This is a genomic window from Delftia sp. ZNC0008, from assembly GCF_000799035.1.
GTDB classification, from domain to species: domain Bacteria; phylum Pseudomonadota; class Gammaproteobacteria; order Burkholderiales; family Burkholderiaceae_C; genus Comamonas; species Comamonas tsuruhatensis.
Genome location: NZ_JTKZ01000571.1, coordinates 1 through 16,353, shown reverse-complemented (window position 1 = coordinate 16,353; position 16,353 = coordinate 1). Strand labels below are relative to the sequence as shown.

Annotated in this window: 17 protein-coding genes; 11 read left to right on the top strand and 6 right to left on the bottom strand. The window is 67.2% G+C overall.

The window, feature by feature from the left end; translation table 11 throughout:
• Nucleotides 1-533: LysR family transcriptional regulator (locus tag L995_RS18875; RefSeq protein ID WP_047472992.1), on the bottom strand; the 533-nt coding region annotated here is incomplete at its 3' end.
• Nucleotides 534-657: 124 nt separating this feature from the next.
• Between L995_RS18875 and L995_RS18870 the strand changes: the two genes are divergently transcribed.
• The 3 genes from L995_RS18870 to L995_RS18860 all read left to right on the top strand — a co-directional run bounded on the left by L995_RS18870 (nt 658) and on the right by L995_RS18860 (nt 4,224).
• Entirely contained in the window at nt 658-1,764 is a 1,107-nt protein-coding gene (locus tag L995_RS18870) for a tartrate dehydrogenase (protein ID WP_047472991.1), read from the top strand.
• 52 nt (nt 1,765-1,816) lie between these two features.
• Nucleotides 1,817-2,797, top strand: coding sequence for a tripartite tricarboxylate transporter substrate binding protein (locus L995_RS18865; RefSeq protein ID WP_047472990.1), 981 nt, complete (start codon nt 1,817-1,819; stop codon nt 2,795-2,797).
• A 104-nt stretch (nt 2,798-2,901) separates the two neighbouring features.
• Nucleotides 2,902-4,224 (top strand): glycerate kinase type-2 family protein, encoded by a 1,323-nt coding sequence (locus L995_RS18860; protein ID WP_047472989.1) that lies wholly within the window; start codon nt 2,902-2,904, stop codon nt 4,222-4,224.
• 83 nt (nt 4,225-4,307) lie between these two features.
• On the opposite strand, the gene L995_RS18855 is transcribed toward L995_RS18860, so the two are convergent.
• On the bottom strand, nt 4,308-5,225 hold the full coding sequence (locus tag L995_RS18855) for a LysR family transcriptional regulator (protein WP_016449783.1): 918 nt from the start codon (nt 5,223-5,225) through the stop codon (nt 4,308-4,310).
• A gap of 120 nt (nt 5,226-5,345) precedes the next feature.
• Between L995_RS18855 and gcl the strand changes: the two genes are divergently transcribed.
• The 3 genes from gcl to glxR all read left to right on the top strand — a co-directional run bounded on the left by gcl (nt 5,346) and on the right by glxR (nt 9,019).
• A complete protein-coding gene (gcl, locus tag L995_RS18850) occupies nt 5,346-7,136 on the top strand; it encodes a glyoxylate carboligase (protein ID WP_016449782.1) in 1,791 nt (596 codons plus the stop codon).
• A gap of 115 nt (nt 7,137-7,251) precedes the next feature.
• Entirely contained in the window at nt 7,252-8,052 is an 801-nt protein-coding gene (hyi, locus tag L995_RS18845; protein WP_016449781.1) for a hydroxypyruvate isomerase, read from the top strand.
• A gap of 52 nt (nt 8,053-8,104) precedes the next feature.
• Nucleotides 8,105-9,019: a 2-hydroxy-3-oxopropionate reductase gene (gene glxR, locus L995_RS18840; protein WP_047472988.1), complete on the top strand. Its 915-nt coding sequence runs from the start codon at nt 8,105-8,107 to the stop codon at nt 9,017-9,019.
• A gap of 96 nt (nt 9,020-9,115) precedes the next feature.
• On the opposite strand, the gene ggt is transcribed toward glxR, so the two are convergent.
• Nucleotides 9,116-10,936, bottom strand: a complete 1,821-nt coding sequence (gene ggt / locus L995_RS18835) for a gamma-glutamyltransferase (protein ID WP_016449779.1) — start codon at nt 10,934-10,936, stop codon at nt 9,116-9,118.
• 337 nt (nt 10,937-11,273) lie between these two features.
• Between ggt and uraH the strand changes: the two genes are divergently transcribed.
• Nucleotides 11,274-11,624 (top strand): hydroxyisourate hydrolase, encoded by a 351-nt coding sequence (uraH, locus tag L995_RS18830; RefSeq protein WP_012204044.1) that lies wholly within the window; start codon nt 11,274-11,276, stop codon nt 11,622-11,624.
• Between the two features lie 110 nt (nt 11,625-11,734).
• Here the strand turns inward: uraH and L995_RS18825 are convergent, their stop codons facing one another.
• Entirely contained in the window at nt 11,735-12,124 is a 390-nt protein-coding gene (locus L995_RS18825; protein ID WP_016449777.1) for a DoxX family protein, read from the bottom strand.
• Between the two features lie 318 nt (nt 12,125-12,442).
• Here L995_RS18825 and L995_RS18820 point away from each other — a divergent pair, with 318 nt between their 5' ends.
• Nucleotides 12,443-13,027 carry a BPSL1445 family SYLF domain-containing lipoprotein gene (locus L995_RS18820; protein WP_016449776.1) on the top strand — a complete coding sequence of 195 codons (585 nt, stop codon included), beginning with the start codon at nt 12,443-12,445 and terminating at the stop codon, nt 13,025-13,027.
• 65 nt (nt 13,028-13,092) lie between these two features.
• On the opposite strand, the gene L995_RS18815 is transcribed toward L995_RS18820, so the two are convergent.
• Nucleotides 13,093-13,422, bottom strand: coding sequence for an Arc family DNA-binding protein (locus L995_RS18815; RefSeq protein ID WP_016449775.1), 330 nt, complete (start codon nt 13,420-13,422; stop codon nt 13,093-13,095).
• A gap of 93 nt (nt 13,423-13,515) precedes the next feature.
• Between L995_RS18815 and L995_RS18810 the strand changes: the two genes are divergently transcribed.
• The gene (locus L995_RS18810) at nt 13,516-13,905 is read left to right on the top strand and encodes a hypothetical protein (RefSeq protein ID WP_016449774.1); all 390 of its coding nucleotides are present in this window, start codon (nt 13,516-13,518) and stop codon (nt 13,903-13,905) included.
• 3 nt (nt 13,906-13,908) lie between these two features.
• Here the strand turns inward: L995_RS18810 and L995_RS18805 are convergent, their stop codons facing one another.
• Nucleotides 13,909-14,397: a hypothetical protein gene (locus L995_RS18805; protein WP_016449773.1), complete on the bottom strand. Its 489-nt coding sequence runs from the start codon at nt 14,395-14,397 to the stop codon at nt 13,909-13,911.
• A gap of 130 nt (nt 14,398-14,527) precedes the next feature.
• Here L995_RS18805 and xdhC point away from each other — a divergent pair, with 130 nt between their 5' ends.
• Together xdhC and L995_RS18795 are read left to right on the top strand one after the other, a co-directional pair.
• Complete coding sequence (gene xdhC, locus L995_RS18800) at nt 14,528-15,403, top strand: xanthine dehydrogenase accessory protein XdhC (protein ID WP_016449772.1); 876 nt, start codon at nt 14,528-14,530, stop codon at nt 15,401-15,403.
• 186 nt (nt 15,404-15,589) lie between these two features.
• The coding region (locus L995_RS18795) for a urate hydroxylase PuuD (protein WP_047472987.1) at nt 15,590-16,353 on the top strand (764 nt) is incomplete at its 3' end.

The following is a 16,353-nucleotide window of genomic DNA, read 5'->3' as shown; positions in this document are numbered from 1 at the left end:
CGCGCCAGGTAGGCGGCAGACGCGCACAGCAGCCGCCGGTTGGGCGCCAGGCGCCGCGCGATGACGCGCGCGTCCGGCGGCTCGCCAAAGCGTATGCACAGGTCGAAGCTGTCATCGACCAGGGGCGGCGGCGAGGCCGACAGCTGCAGCTGCACCTGGATCTGCGGGTGCCTGCGCACGAAGCTGGCGATCAGCGGCGCGATATGGCTGCGCCCGAATCCCAGCGTGGCATTGATGCGCAGCAGGCCCTGCGGCTGCCCGGGCATGCCGGCCACGGCCTGCTCCATGGCGGCAATGTCGTCCAGGATGCGCCGCGCATGGGCCAGGTAGGTCTGGCCCTCATCGGTCAGGCCCAGGCGCCGCGTCGTGCGGCTGACCAGTTGCACGCCCAGCCGCGCCTCCATCTGGGACAGGCGCTTGCTGGCCGCCGGCGTGGTGATGCCCAGCTCGCGGGCCGTGGCCGACAGGCTGGCGCTGCGGGCCAGCAGGCAGAAGAAGGCCATCTCCGATGGCGCCGAGACGGGTGTGCTCATTGTTGAATCAAAGTGAACGATGCCATCACTCTAGAGGCGTGCGCGGCGTTGTTCCATCGATAGATTCACGGACAAGGCCATGGATCCGCATGGCGCTTCATCCACCGCAATCCAAGGAGCCTTCATGACAAAGACATACCGCATCGCCTGCATTCCCGGCGATGGCATCGGCAAGGAAGTGGTGCCCGCAGGGCAGGAGGTGCTGCAGGCGCTGGCCGAAACCCAGCCCGGCCTGGGCTTTGCCTTCACCAGTTTCGGCTGGGGCGGCGACTGGCACCGCGCGCACGGCGAGATGATGCCGGCCGACGGGCTGGACGCGTTGCGCGGCCAGGACGCCATCCTGTTCGGCTCGGCCGGCGACCCGCACATTCCCGACCATGTCACGCTGTGGGGCCTGCGCCTGAAGATCTGCCAGGGGTTCGATCAGTACGCCAATGTGCGGCCCACGCGCATCCTGCCCGGCATCGATGCGCCGCTCAAGCGCTGCGCGCGCGAGGACCTGGACTGGGTCATCGTGCGCGAGAATTCCGAAGGCGAATACGCGGGCGTGGGCGGCCGCGCCCACCAGGGCCATCCCATCGAGGTGGCCACCGACGTGAGCATGATGACCCGTGCGGGCGTGGAGCGCATCATGCGCTTTGCCTTCCGCCTGGCGCAGTCGCGGCCGCGCAAGCTGCTGACGGTGATCACCAAGTCCAACGCCCAGCGCCATGCCATGGTGATGTGGGACGAGATTGCGGTGCAGGTGGCCGCCGAGTTCCCCGACGTGCGCTGGGACAAGGAACTGGTGGACGCGGCCACGGCGCGCATGGTCAACCGCCCCGCCTCGCTGGACACCCTGGTCGCCACCAACCTGCATGCCGACATCCTCAGCGACCTGGCGGCCGCGCTGGCCGGCAGCCTGGGCATTGCGCCCACGGGCAACATCGACCCGGAGCGCCGCTATCCCAGCATGTTCGAGCCCATCCACGGATCGGCCTTCGACATCATGGGCCAGGGCCTGGCCAATCCCGTGGGAACCTTCTGGAGCTGCGTGATGCTGCTGGAGCACCTGGGCGAGCACCGTGCCGCGCAGCGGCTGATGCAGGCCGTGGAGCAGGTGACCGCCGATGCCGCGCTGCACACGCGCGACCTGGGCGGCAAGGCCACCACGCGGCAGGTCACCGACGCGGTCTGCGCACGGCTGCGCGCGCAGACCGCCGAGGCCCAGGCCGAGCCCGTGCCTGCCTGAGCGCGCGCTGCATGGTCCGATAACCCACAAAAGAACAGACAGGAGACAAACCATGAACCGCATCACCAGGGTTGCCGCAGCGTGCGCGCTGGCCGCCGCCACCATTGCAGCCGCCATGTCTTCGGCCTGGGCCCAGGCCTGGCCGGCGCGCCCCGTCAACCTCATCGTGCCGTTTCCCGCAGGCGGCACCACCGACGTGCTGGCACGTGCGCTGGGCCAGGAGCTGTCCAAGAGTCTGGGCCAGCCCGTGGTCGTGGAAAACCGCCCCGGCGCGGGCGCCACCTTGGGCGCCGACCATGTGGCCAAGGCGAAACCTGACGGCTACACCCTGCTCATGGGCGCCGTGCACCACACCATTGCCACCAGCGTCTACCGCAGGCTGGGCTATGACTTCCAGAAGGACCTGGCGCCCATCACCGTGGTGGCCGTGGTCCCCAATGTGCTGGTGGTCAATCCGCAGGTGCCGGCCAAAACCGTGCAGGAGCTGCTGGCCCAGGCCCGCGCCCAGCCCGGCAAGCTGGCCTATGGCTCCAACGGCGCGGGCACGGGCCAGCACCTGATCGGCGCGCAGTTCGAGTCCATGGGCGGTGTGGAGATGCTGCACGTGCCCTACAAGGGCAGCGGGCCGCTGACCACGGATCTGCTGGGCGGGCAGATTGCCATGTCCTTCGATACCGTCACGCCCGTGCTGCCCCACATCAAGGCCGGCAAGCTGCGCGCGCTGGCCGTGACCACGGCCCGGCGCTCGGTGGCCCTGCCCGATGTGCCCACGCTGGACGAAGCCGGCCTCAAGGGCTTCGACATGGGCACCTGGTTCGGCGTGCTGGCGCCAGCCGCCACGCCCAGGGAGGTACTGGCGCGGCTGGGCGCAGACATGAACCGCATCATCGAGTCCCCGCAGTTCCGCAGGAAGATGGAAGAGATAGGCGCCGAGCCCATCGGCGGATCACCCGAGCAGATGGCGCGCCAGATCCGCGACGACACCGACCGCTTCGCCAGGCTGGTCAAGGACGCCAAGGTGGCCCTGGATTGAGTTGAGTTGGCGCGAGGAACGAGGCCGGGCGAATCAGTTGTGACTTGACCGCATGCCACCGCCGGTGCAGGAAATTCCATAATGCCCGGCGGAGACAACACACCATGACCAGCACCACGGACCTGCACCTCACCGATCCCCAAGCCTTTCTGCTCGACCTCTACCGCGCTGCGGTCAAGGATGCGCAGCCCCTGTACAGCATGGCCCAATGCCTGCCAAAGCCTCCCAAGGGCCGCACCCTGGTGCTGGGCGCGGGCAAGGCCGGCGGCTCCATGGCCCAGGCGCTGGAGGCGCTGTGGCCAGCGGACGCGCCGCTGTCCGGCCTTGTGGTCACACGCTACGGCCACATCCCGCCGCGCCCCGAAGGGCTGGCGCAGCGCATCGAGGTGGTCGAGGCCGCCCACCCCGTGCCCGATGCGGCAGGCCTGGCCGCCGCCGAACGCATCCTCGCGCTGACCGAAGGGCTGACCGAGGACGACCTCGTGCTGTGCCTGATCTCGGGCGGCGGCTCGGCCCTGCTGACCCTGCCGGCCGAAGGCATCGACCTGGAGGAGAAGCAGCGCATCAACCGCGCCCTGCTGGAAAGCGGCGCCGCCATCGGCGAGATGAACTGCGTGCGCAAGCACCTGTCGCGCATCAAGGGCGGGCGCCTGGGCGCGGCCTGCGCGCCCGCGCGCGTGGTCACGCTGACCATCAGCGACGTGCCGGGCGACGACCCCTCCATCATCGCCAGCGGCCCCACCGTGCCCGATGCCAGCAGCTGCGCCGACGCGCTGGCCATCCTCGCGCGCTACCGCATCGACGTGCCTGAATCCGTGCGCCGCGCGCTGGAGGCGGGCGAGCTGGAAACCCCCAAGCCCGGCGACGCGCGCTTCGACGGCCACGAGGTCCACATGATCGCCACGCCCCAGCACTCGCTGGAGGCGGCCGCACGCGTGGCCGAGGCCGCAGGCCTGCGCGCCCATGTGCTGTCCGACGAGATCGAGGGCGAATCGCGCGAAGTCGCCAAGGTCCACGCCGCCCTGGCGCGCGCCGTGTCCCGCCACGGCCAGCCGTTTGCAAAGCCCTGCGTGATCCTGTCCGGCGGCGAAACCACGGTCACGATCCGGCAGCGCCCGGCCGGCACGCCCAAAGGACGCGGCGGCCGCGCGGGCGAGTTCTGCATGGGCCTGGCCCAGGCCCTGCAGGGGCAGGAGAAGGTCTGGGCGCTGGCGGCCGATACCGATGGCATCGATGGCGTGGAAGACAACGCGGGAGCGCGCGTGTCGCCGGATACGCTGGCGCGGGCCCAGGCCCAGGGCATGCGGATTGCCGAGTACCTGGACCGCAATGATGCGTATGGGTTCTTTGATGCGCTGGGGGATCTGGTGGTGACCGGGCCCACGCATACCAACGTGAATGACTTCCGGGCGATTCTGGTTCTCTAGGTTTTTGTCCCTGCCGGGTGGTTGTTTTTCGAGGCCGGGACGTGCGCCCGGCCAATTGTTTCAGGCTCGCTTGCTTCAGGCGCTCACGCCCCGCGCGGCAGCGTCTCCCACCATTCGGCATCGAACCGCCCCTGCAGGAAGGCGATGAAGGACTGCACCTTCTGCGGCACCAGGCGCGGCGAGGGGTAGACGGCGTGGATTTCCTGCTCGGGCAGGCGGCAGGTCTTGAGTACTTCGACCACGCGGCCGGCCTGCAGCGAGTCGTGGGCCACGTAGCGGGGCAGGGCGGCGATGCCCATGTGCGAGCGTGAGGCCGCCAGCAGGGCCGAGAGGTTGTTGGAGCGCAGGCGGCCGGTGACGGGCACGGACACGGGCTCGCCGCTGGCGTTGCGCAGGCGCCAGAGGTCGTTGCCCTGCACGCTGCTGTAGATCAGCGTGGCGTGTTCCTTGAGGTCCGAGGGGCGGCGCGGCGTGCCGCGCTTGCGCAGGTAGGCGGGCGAGGCCACCAGTACCCAGGGGTTCACGCCCAGGGTGCGTGCGCCCAGGCTGGAGTCGGCCAGCTTGCCCAGGCGCAGGGCCACGTCGATGCCGTTGGCCACCAGGTCGGTGTAGCGGTCCTCGAAGCTCAGGTCGATCTGCACCTGGGGGTTGTGCGTCATGAACTCCAGCGCCAGCGGGATCAGCACGCGCCGGCCGAAGGCCACCGAGCTGCCGATGCGCAGCTGGCCCTGCACCTGGGTCTGTCGCACCTGCACCACCTTGTCCGCCTCGGCCACGTCGTTGACGATGGTCTTGCATTTCTCGTAATACAGCGCGCCCGCTTCGGTGAGGCTCACGCCGCGCGTGTTGCGGTTGAGCAGGCGCACCTTCAGGCGCGTCTCCATGGCCGCGACCTGCTTGGTCACCGTGGGCTGGGTGGTGGCGAACTCGTGCGCGACCTTGGTGAAGCTGCCGGTCTCCACCACGCGCACGAACATGTGCATGGCATCGAGTCTGTCCATGGTGCTGTCTCCTTTTTCATTGATAGTTATTCCTGCACGGAATAAATTTTATGGTCTGTGCAGGCGTTCCGCCAACAGGCCCGTCTGCCTAGAGTTGTCTCCAGTTTGAAGGAGACCTCCATGGCGAAAATGAAAGCAATCGAAGCCGCAGTCCGCGTGCTGGAAAAAGAAGGCGTCACCGTCGCATTCGGCGTTCCCGGTGCCGCCATCAACCCGCTGTACGCAGCGCTCAAGGACCATGGCGGCATCGGCCATATCCTGGCGCGCCACGTCGAAGGCGCAAGCCACATGGCCGAGGGCTACACCCGCGCCGTGGCCGGCAACATCGGCGTGTGCATCGGCACCAGCGGCCCGGCCGGCACGGACATGATCACGGGCCTGTACTCGGCCAGCGCGGATTCGATTCCGATCCTGTGCATCACGGGCCAGGCGCCGCGCTCGCGTCTGCACAAGGAAGATTTCCAGGCCGTGGACATTGCCTCCATCGCCAAGACCGTGACCAAGTGGGCCACCACGGTGCTGGAGCCGGCCCAGGTGCCGCGCGCCTTCCAGCAGGCCTTCCACCTGATGCGCTCGGGCCGCCCCGGCCCCGTGCTGATCGACCTGCCCATCGACGTGCAGCTGGCCGAGATCGAGTTCGACATCGATACCTACGAGCCCCTGCCTGTCTACAAGCCTGCCGCCACGCGCAAGCAGGTGGAAAAGGCCATCGCCATGCTCAACGAGTCCGAGCGTCCGCTGCTGGTGTCGGGCGGCGGCGTGATCAACGCCGATGCGTCCGAGCTGCTGGTGGAGTTCGCCGAGCTGCTGGACGTGCCCGTGATCCCCACGCTGATGGGCTGGGGCACCATCCCTGACGACCACCGCCTGATGGCCGGCATGTGCGGCCTGCAGACCAGCCACCGCTACGGCAATGCCACCATGCTGGCCTCCGACTTCGTGCTGGGCATCGGCAACCGCTGGGCCAACCGCCACACGGGCTCGGTCGAGGTCTACACCAAGGGCCGCAAGTTCGTGCACGTGGACATCGAGCCCACGCAGATCGGCCGCGTGTTCGCGCCCGACTACGGCATCGTCTCGGATGCCGGCGCGGCGCTGCAGCTTTTCGTGGAGGTGGCGCGCGAGTGGAAGGCGGCTGGCCGCCTGAAGGACCGCAGCGGCTGGGTGGCCGAATGCCAGGCCCGCAAGAACAATGTGGAGTACCTGCGCAAGACCAATTTCGACAACGTGCCCATGAAGCCGCAGCGCGTCTACCAGTGCATGAACCGCAGCCTGGACAAGGACACCTGCTACGTCTCCACCATCGGCCTGTCGCAGATTGCCGGCGCGCAGTTCCTGCATGTCTACAAGCCGCGCAACTGGATCAACTGCGGCCAGGCCGGCCCGCTGGGCTGGACCGTGCCGGCCGCCCTGGGCGTGCGCGTGGCCGACCCGGCCCGCAAGATCGTGGCGCTGTCGGGCGACTATGACTTCCAGTTCATGATCGAGGAGCTGGCCGTGGGCGCGCAGTTCAAGCTGCCCTACATCCATGTGCTGGTCAACAACAGCTACCTGGGCCTGATCCGCCAGGCGCAGCGCGCCTTCTCCATCGATTACTGCGTGCAGCTGGCCTTCGACAACATCAATGTCGACGACAAGGAAGAGTCCAAGGGCTACGGCGTGGACCACGTCAAGGTGGTCGAGGGCCTGGGCTGCAAGGCCATCCGCGTGCACCGTCCCGAGGACTTCGCGCCCGCCATGCAGCAGGCCGAGGCCTGGATGGCCGAGCACCGCACGCCGGTCGTCGTCGAGGTCATCCTGGAGCGCGTGACCAACATCTCCATGGGTGCCGAGATCGACAACGTGATCGAGTTCGAGGACCTGGCCGCAGCGCCTGCCGACGTGCCCAGCGCGCTTGCACTGCTGGATTGACCGGCCCGCCACGGCACATCGCACGGCATTGCACTGCACTGCTTTTTCTATCGGCGGGGCACCCTGCGTGCCCTGCCGCTCCCAACCCACCAAACGACAACCGGAGACTTCTGACATGCCCCGTTTTGCTGCCAACCTCAGCATGCTGTTCACCGAGGTGCCCTTCCTCGACCGCTTCGAGCGCGCGGCGCGCGCCGGCTTCGAGGCCGTGGAATTCCTGTTTCCCTACGCCCACACGGTCCAGGAGATCAAGGAGCGCGTGGACGCCCACGGCCTGCAGATCGTGCTGCACAACCTGCCGGCCGGAGACTGGGATGCGGGCGAGCGCGGCATTGCCTGCCACCCCGACCGCGTGGACGAGTTCCGCGCCGGCGTGGCCAAGGCCGTGACCTATGGCCATGCGCTGGGCGTGCCCCAGCTCAACTGCCTGGCCGGCAAGGCGCCTGCCGGTGCCGATGCCGCGCTGCTGCGCCGCACCTTCGTGGACAACCTGCGCTTTGCCGCATCGGCGCTGAGCGCGGCCAATCTGCGCCTGCTGATCGAGCCCATCAACCCCTTCGACATTCCCGGCTTCTACCTGAACCGCACGGACGAGGCCCTGTCCATCCTCGACGAGGTGGGCGCGCCCAACGCCTTCGTGCAGTACGACATCTACCACGCCCAGCGCACCGAGGGCGAACTGGCGGCCACGCTGCAAAAGCATCTGGCGCGCATTGGCCACGTGCAGCTGGCCGACAACCCGGGCCGCAACGAGCCGGGCACGGGCGAGATCAACTACCCCTTCCTCTTCGCGCACCTGGACCGCATCGGCTACCAGGGCTGGGTGGGCTGCGAGTACAAGCCTGCGCGCGATACCGAATCGGGCCTGGGCTGGCTCGACGCCCACACCAGCGTGCGCACGGCAGTCGCCGCCTGAGTGCCGCCGGAGTTTTTTCTCAGCTTTTCAAAAACGACAAGGAGTACACAGCATGAATGCATCCTCTCTCAAGCTCGGTTTCGTGGGCCTGGGCATCATGGGCGCGCCCATGGCAGGCCACCTTCTGGCGGCTGGCCACCAGCTCTTCGTGAACACCCTGGGCAAGATCCCGGCGCAGATCGCCGAGAGCAGCGCCACCCAGTGCACCACCGCGCGCGGCGTGGCCGAGCGTGCCGACATCATTTTCCTGATGCTGCCCGACACGCCCGATGTCGAGAAGGTGCTGTTCGGCGAGGACGGCGTGGCCGCCGGCCTCAAGGGCAGCAGCGGCAAGGTGGTGGTGGACATGAGCTCCATCTCGCCCGTGGCCACCAAGGACTTCGCTCGCCGCATCGAGGCCATCGGCGCCCAGTACCTGGATGCGCCGGTCTCCGGCGGCGAGGTGGGCGCCAAGAACGCCTCCCTGTCCATCATGGTCGGCGGCCCCGAGGACGTGTTCGCGCGCGTCAAGCCTCTGTTCGAGCGCATGGGCAAGAACATCACCCTGGTGGGCGGCAATGGCGACGGCCAGACCGCCAAGGTGGCCAACCAGATCATCGTGGCGCTGAACATCGAGGCGGTGGCAGAGGCCCTGCTGTTCGCATCGCGCGCCGGCGCCGACCCGGCCCGCGTGCGCGAGGCGCTGCTGGGCGGCTTTGCCTCGTCCAAGATCCTGGAGGTGCATGCCGAGCGCATGATCAAGCGCACGTTCGATCCGGGCTTCCGCATCTCGCTGCACCAGAAGGACCTGAACCTGGCCCTGAGCAGCGCGCGCCAGCTCGGCGTGTCCCTGCCCAACACGGCCCAGGCCCAGGAGCTGTTCAACAGCTGCGTGGCCCACGGCGGCGCGAACTGGGACCACTCGGGCATGGTGCGTGCGCTGGAGATCCAGGCCAACTTCGAGGTCGGCCAGAAGGTCCCGGCCTGATGCCGCGCAACTGACAACGCGATTGGTGGGAGGGCGGCCTTGCGCCGCCCTGTTGTGAAAAGCCGCGCTCGGCAACGGGCGCGGCTTTTTCTTGCTTCAATAGCCCAGCGTCTGACCGTCGGGGTTGCGCGGGTCGGAGGCGCCGTAGAGCATGCCGTCGCGCAGCTGGATGGTCTGCGTGCGGCCCATGGATGCCTTCACGGCAACGTTGTGGCCGCGCGACTTGAGCAGGGCCACGGTGTCGGGGCTGATGCCCTTTTCCACGCGCAGCTCGTCGGGCGTCCACTGGTGGTGAAAGCGCGGCGTGGCGGCGGCCTCGGCCGGGTTCATGCCGAAGTCGATGGTATTGACCACGGTCTGCAGCACGGTGGTGATGATGCGCGCGCCGCCGGGGCTGCCGGTGACCAGCACGGGCTTGCCGTCCTTGAGCACCATGGTGGGCGTCATGGACGACAGCGGGCGTTTGCCTGCGGCCACCGCATTGGCATCGCCGCCGACCAGGCCGTAGGCGTTGGCCACGCCGGGCTTGGCAGAGAAGTCGTCCATCTCGTTGTTGAGCAGGATGCCCGTGCCCTTGGCCACGATGCCGCTGCCGAAGTTGGTGTTCAGCGTATAGGTCACGGCCACGGCGTTGCCCATCCTGTCCACCACGGAGTAGTGCGTGGTCTGGTCGCTCTCGTAGGGCTGGGGCTTGCCGGGCTTGATGTCCTTGCCGGCGCGCGCCTGGTAGGGGTCGATGCCGGCGGCCAGCGCCTCGGCGTAGCGCTTGGACGTCAGGCCCTTGAGCGGCACGGTCACGAAGTCCGGGTCGCCCAGGTATTCGGCCCGGTCGGCATAGGCCAGCTTCATGCCTTCGGCCATGTAGTGGATGCTCTGTGCGCTGTTGGCGCCCCACTGGTTCATGGGCCAGCGTTCCATCATGTTGAGGATCTGGATCAGGTGGGCGCCGCCGGAGGACGGGGGCGGCATGGTAACGATCTCATATCCGCGATAGGTGCCGCGCACGGGCTCGCGTTCGACCACCTTGTAGTTCTTGAGATCCTGCAGCGACAGGGCGCCCGCATGCGGCGCCATCTCGGCCGCGAGCTTGCGGGCAATGGCGCCTTCGTAGAACACCTTGGAGCCCTGCTGCCCGATCAGGCGCAGCGACTGAGCCAGGTCCTTTTGCACCAGTCGGTCGCCGCGCTTGAGGGGTTCGCCGTTGCGCCAGAAGATGGCCTGGGTGGCGGGCCACTGGCCCATGTTCTTCTTTTCCTGCTCCAGGATCTTGGCCAGGGTCTCGCTGACCGTAAAGCCCTTGTCGGCCAGCTTCACGGATGGCGCAATCACCGTGGACAGCGGCAGAGAGCCCCATTTCTTCAATGCATGCTCCATGCCGGCCACGGTGCCGGGCACGCCCACTGCGTAGTGGGTGTACAGCGACTTGCCGTCGATGACCTTGCCGTCCGCGCCCACGTACATGTCCCGCGTGGCCTTGGAGGGTGCGACCTCGCGGAAGTCCAGCGCAATGTTCTTGCCGCTCTTGGCGTCGTGCACGATCATGAAACCGCCGCCGCCGATGTTGCCGGCATTGGGCAGGGCCACCGCCAGCGCAAAGCCCATGGCCACGGCGGCATCCACCGCATTGCCGCCCGACTTCAGGATCTGCAGGCCGATGCGCGAGGCCAGCTCCTGCTCGCTGGACACCATGCCGTTCCTGGCCACGACGGGATGGAATACATCCATGTCGAAGTCATAGGCTGCACTGGCCGCCTGGGCTGCATTGCTTTGCGTGATGGGCGCTGCCGCCGGTGCAGGTGCTGCGGCCACCGGCGCTGGCGGCGCCGAGGCCGCGGGCGGCTGTGTGCTGCTGCAGGCGGCCAGGCTGGCAATGGCCAGCGCCAGGCTGGTTGCCAGCAAGGGGGAGCGAAATGGCATCGGTATCTCCTTGGCAGATGAAACAGTGGAACCGTTGAAATGAGCGAAAGTCCTTTGCCGCCCGGTATGCGATGGCCGCAGGGCCTGCAGCCGGGGCGGCGGCGGACCACAGTGTAGAAGCATGGCGTTGCAGGCCTGCCCACGGGCCGCTGCCGGCGTCGAAAGTGCGGGTATCTGCCTAGGCTCGAGCTGCATGGCCCACTTCAAGGGCGTACAAAAACTGTATACACTTTGCGAATGCACGAGGGGGCCGCGAGTGCTGTCGCGCGCCGCGCTTCGTGCATCGACCAACCAATGACAACCGGGCGGGCCAGCTCCCGCCGCACAGGAGATTTCCATGGGCCTGAGCACCCACGTCCTCGACACCATGAACGGCTGCCCCGCAGCCGGCATGGCTGTCGCGCTGTATTCCACCGATGGCGACCAGGCCACGCTGATCAAGAGCCTGGTGCTCAACCACGACGGCCGCACCGATGCGCCGCTGTTCGACAACAACAGCCTCAGGACCGGCACCTACCGGCTGACCTTCGACGTGGCGGCCTACTTCAAGGCCCGTGGCGTGCAACTGCCCGAGCCCAACTTCCTCAACAAGGTGAGCCTGGACTTCGGCGTGGCCCATGCCGACCAGCATTACCATGTGCCCCTGCTGGTCAGCCCCTGGAGCTATTCGACGTACCGGGGCTCCTGAGCCCTGGACTGCAGGCGCAGGCTGTCGGGGGATGGCCTGGAGTGAAACCTGAAATGACGAACGGCCCGCATTGCGGGCCGTTGCTTTTGCATCTCCAGCAAGCGTGCGGGCTACTTGCCCTTGGAATGCCCCATGGCCACGACCAGGGCCGAGATGAAGAAGAAGGCCTGCAGCTCCAGCGCCCAGCCTCCCGAGCTGTGCAGCTGCATCACCTGGCCCGTGTGCACCAGCGCGAAGGCCACGATCATGTTGACCGCAATCACCAGCGCCGCGGGCACCACCCACAGGCCCACCAGCAGCAGCAGCGGCGCCACCACCTCACCCAGATACACCGCATAGGCCAGCCAGCCCGGCGCGCCCGCGGACTCCACCATGCGCTCGATGCTGCCTATGCCGTAGCGGATCTTGGCCCAGCCATGAAAAAGCAGCAGGACCGCAAGCGTGACGCGCAACAGCACCATGGCTGCCTGGGGATGGTGAAAGTGGCTCCAGAACTTCATGAACTCCCTCGATGTGGATGGGCCCGGTGGGCCGGGTGTTGCTGTGGGTGCATTCTGGCATCAGCGGGCTTTCGGTGTCGGCTGTGGCGGCCCGGAACGGGATTTTCAGACATTTCCTGCGGGCTTGTAGTCCTATGGCGCAACTTGTGACATGTCTCATCACAAGTACCGCAAAGCGGCCTAGCATCGTCCCCAGCCTGTCTCCGAAGCGGTTTGCGAGCACTGGTAGGGGTGCCCGGGACCGGGAGGCAAGGTGATCAATCCAATGAACCGATGGGGTCTCCCCAAAACGTCCAATCAAGAAAGGCAGGTTTTCCCATGCGTCAGTTTTCTTTGCGTACCGTCGTGATGGCCACTGCACTGGCGGCCGGCAGCGTGGCCATGGTCGGCTGCACCACCACCAAGCCGGAAACCCAGTCCGCGCCGCGTGCTGATTCCACCACCGTCAATGCGCGCGCCAACGCTGCGCTGGAGCGGCTGTACCAGACGGCGCCGGGCTCCAAGGAAATGGTGGCCCGCTCCAAGGGCGTGCTGATCTTCCCCTCGGTGATCGGCGGCAGTTTCGTCATCGGTGTGGAGCATGGCCGCGGCGTGCTGCGCGTCGGCGGCCAGAACAAGGGCTTCTACAGCACCACGGGCGCCTCGGTGGGCTGGCAGGCAGGCGGCCAGTCCAAGGCTGTGATCTATGTGTTCAACACCCAGGAAGCGCTGGACAAGTTCCTGGCCAGCGACGGCTGGTCCGTGGGCGCGGATGCCACGGTGGCCGCAGGCAAGGTGGGCGCCAATGGCAGCGTGGACACCACGACAGCCCAGGGCCCCGTCACCAGCTACGTGCTGACCAACGCGGGCCTGGAAGCCGGCGTGTCGCTGCAGGGCTCGAAGATCACCAAGGTGGTCGAATGATCCCGGCCCTGAGGGGCCTTTGAACGAAACCGGCCTGCGGGCCGGTTTTCTTTTTTGCGGGCGGATCAGGCGCCGCCGGTTGCGCCGTCTTCACTGGCGGATTGCGGCGCAGCGGGCGCGAGCACGGCCTGCTCTATGCGTTCCAGGCGCTTTTCGATGCGCTCCACGGCTTCGGCGCTCATCTTGATGTCGTAGATGCTCACGGGCTCTTCGCATTCCAGCGAAGGGTCCGTCGAGGCCGACAGGCGGCCCAGCAGGGGGGCCTCGAACGTGGTCTGCAGCCGGGCCACGACTTCGGCGTTCATGGAACGGCCGGTGCGCTTGGCTGCCTCCTCGACGAGGTCCTTGAGTTCCTGCGGCAGGCGCAGCTTGTACTGAGGATCGGTCTGTTTCATCGCCGGCAATCATGGACCGGAAAGGTATTGACTGCAAGGGACCTGATAGGTATTGTTGCTTCGGGACCAGCACGGTCCCGCGCAAGGGATGCCATGAAGACAGTGAAGCAATCGGGCCACAGCCATCAGGAACCCTCACCGCAGCACCAGGAGGTGCTGGCGGTGGATGCGTTGTGCCATATGGGAGCGGCCCTGGGCGTGCTGGAGCTGCATGCCGAACGCGCCGGCTCGGCCATGGTGTGTGCCGCGCGTGATTTGCTGCGTGGCTACCACGCCAGCGCTGACCAGGCGGTGGCCGGCCTGCAGGCCGGCGGCCGCTCGGCAGGCGTGCTGCCGCAGCTGTCGCAGGACCTGGGCTATGCCATCGAGGTCATCGATCGCGTGAACGATGACGCACCGGACGATCTGGTGCTCTATGCCGTGACCTGCCTGCTCAGAAGCGCCCGAAGCTTCGCCGACGGCCAGCCGTGCGCAGCGGCCTGAGGCTCAGAGCTGGCCCTCGGTCAGCGTGTCGAGCTGGAAGCGGCCGGACTTGTCCCAGAGCCAGGTATCGGTATAGGTGATGCGGGCGGCGCCGGCAGGAGCGGGGAAGGGCGCGGCGGCGCGCACCAGGCGCTCGATCTCGCTCACCACCTCGGGGGCATGGCCGGGCGCGCGCATCCAGTGCAGGCGCTGGACCTGGCCGTTGCGGTCGATCTGGACCTGGAGCACGCCGATCGCGTAGAGCATGGGCGGCAACTGGCCCTTGTAGATGCGATCGGCATTGCGCGCGTACAGATGGTTGGCGGCCACCTTGCGGTACTGCAGCTGTGCGCTGGAACTGACGTCGTCGGGGCGCGGGCCGGGGCCGGGCGGGGACTTGCAGGCCGTGACCAGGGAGGCAATGGCGGCCATCAGGCCGGCCCACAGCCAGGGGCGGCCGGAACGTGGCTTTTGCACGGAACTGTGCTGCGTGGAATCAGGGGAATCGGGCATGATTGCGAGCGTATCCTGAAACACTGCGGCACCGGCAGTCGGAGCGCAAAACTCAAGTGCCGCAGCGGACAATCCCGCAACAAATTCCAACGAAGCCCGCAGGCGCCACGACGGGCTGTCAGGTGCGCCCATGTGGAGTGACACGTTCAACAAAGTCGAGCAGGGCCTTGCGCAGGGGCCGCTGTGCTGGGTCGAAGTGATGGACTCGCGAGGCTCCGTGCCGCGCGAGCGCGGCGCCTGGATGGCGGTTTTCGCCGACCGCGTGGCCGGCACCATCGGCGGTGGGCACCTGGAGTTCGATGCCATCGACAGGGCCCGCAGCCTGCTGCGCGGCTGGGCAACGCCTGGCGAGCAGGGTAGCCAGGGCGGCCAGGTCGCCACCGAGCACCAGCACCGCTATCCGCTGGGCCCCAGCCTGGGCCAGTGCTGCGGGGGCGTGGTGATGCTGAGGTTCGTGCTGGTGCCCCAGGGCCGCATGGACATGCTGCGCGAGCGCCTGCAGCCGCCGCGCGACTGCGTGGCCCTGTTCGGCGCAGGCCACGTCGGCCATGCGCTGGTGCGCCTGCTGTGCAATCTCCCCTACCGCGTGATGTGGGTGGACAGCCGCGATTCGGTCTTCCCCGAGGAGGAGCACGAGCTCGTGCAGTGCGAGTATTCAGACCCCGTGCAATCGGCCGTGGCCGATCTGCCTGCAGGCTCCCAGGTGCTGATCATGAGCTTCAGTCATGCCGAGGACCTGGAGGTGGTCGCCCAATGCCTGGGCCGCCAGCGCCAGCACGGCGATCTGCCCTATGTGGGCCTGATCGGCAGCGCCACCAAATGGGCCACCTTCCGGCGCAGGCTGCGCGAGCGCGGCTTCAGCGATGCCGAGCTGGACCATGTGACCTGCCCCATCGGCGTGCCCGGCATCAAGGGCAAGGAGCCCGAGGTGATCGCGGTGGCCGTGGCGGCGCAGCTTCTGCAGCGGCGCAGCGCGGTGTCCGCGCGGAATCAGGGAAATCTCTAGTGAATTGATGCTGCGCAAGCCGATGGGCTGGCGAAAAATTGCATACACTTTGTGTCTACGAAATGGTCGCAGCGGTGCACCGGCGGTATATCTACCGGGTGCGCGGCCTTTTTCTTCTGCTCAGAGCGCCCGCAGTGGTGAGCAGGTTGAACACCGGCGGCCCCCACGCTGCCAAGGTTGAGAGCTATGGAAAGCTACATTCTCGACTGGGCCAACCTGCTGTTGCGGTGGCTCCACGTCATTACGGCCATCGCCTGGGTCGGTTCCTCCTTCTATTTCGTCTTCCTCGACAGCAGCCTGACGCCGCCCGTCGATGACGATCTCAAGAAGCAGGGCGTCAGCGGCGAACTCTGGGCCGTGCACGGCGGTGGGTTCTACCACCCCGTCAAGTTCAATGTCTCCCCGCCCAAGCTGCCGGACCACCTGCACTGGTTCTACTGGGAAAGCTACACCACCTGGCTCAGCGGCTTTGCGCTGCTGACGGTGTCGTACCTGTGGAACGCCAAGATCTACCTCGTCAATCCGGCCGATCCCAATGCCATGGGCTCGGCTGCGGCCATTGCCTCGGCCCTGGCCTTCCTGGTCGTGTTCTGGCTGCTGTACGACGGCATCTGCCGCGTCTTCGGCCAGAAGAAGAACGGCGACGCCACGGTGGGCGCCATGGTGCTGGTGCTGGTGTGCATCGCGGCCTTCCTGGCCTGCCATATCTTCCCGGGCCAGGCCGCCTTCCTGCTGATGGGCGCCATGCTGGCGACCTCGATGAGCGCCAACGTGTTCTTCTGGATCATCCCCGGCCAGCGCACGGTGGTGAAGGCCCTGAAGGAAGGCCAGCCCGTGGACCCCATCCACGGCAAGCGCGGCAAGCAGCGCAGCGTGCACAACACGTACTTCACGCTGCCGGTGCTGTTCGCCATGCTGTCCAACCACTACGGCTGGCTGTACAGACGCGG